This window comes from Vibrio sp. 2033 (assembly GCF_033339735.1).
In genome coordinates this window covers 1-615 of record NZ_JAWOVC010000512.1, presented here as the reverse complement: position 1 = coordinate 615, position 615 = coordinate 1, and the positions used below count along the sequence as shown (strand labels likewise).

Below are 615 nucleotides of genomic sequence, written 5' to 3'. Positions count from 1 at the left end.
GACAGACTGGCATTTATTACGTAAATGCCCTATTCCTGTACTTTTGATCAAGAACTCGGATTGGCCGGAGCAAGCTAATATTCTCGCTTCTGTACACGTGGGGTCAGAAAACCCAACTCACATTGATTTGAACGACGCGATGGGTGAACGCCTCAAAGAGATGTCAAACCGTCTCGATGCTGAACCGTATCTCGTCAACGCTTATCCTGTTACACCGGCTAACATTACGATTGAGTTGCCTGAATTTGACCCAACGACCTACACGGATGCGGTTCGTGGCCACCATCTCACCGCAATGAAAGCATTGAGACAAAAACATGGCATCGACGAAGAACAAACCATCGTAGAACAAGGTTTACCAGAAGACGTCATTCCTGCAGCCGCGGAGCGATTAAATGCAGCAATGGTGATTTTGGGTACGACTGGTCGTACGGGTCTTTCAGCGGTCTTTATCGGTAACACGGCAGAGCATGTGATCGATAAGATTAACTGTGATGTACTGGCCTTAAAACCAAAAGGTTATATCAGCCCTCTCGATCCAAATACCGCAACGTAGAGCAAATAATCAAATATAAAAACGCCCCTCTTTTGGGGCGTTTTATTTTCGGTTTCAGC

The 615-nt window shown here is 46.2% G+C and carries 1 protein-coding gene; it reads left to right on the top strand.

Translation table 11 applies throughout. The annotated features are described in order from the left end of the window. On the top strand, positions 1-556 hold a 556-nt coding region (gene uspE / locus R7P74_RS27515; protein ID WP_318123847.1), incomplete at its 5' end, for a universal stress protein UspE. Between the last annotated feature and the right edge of the window lie 59 nt (positions 557-615).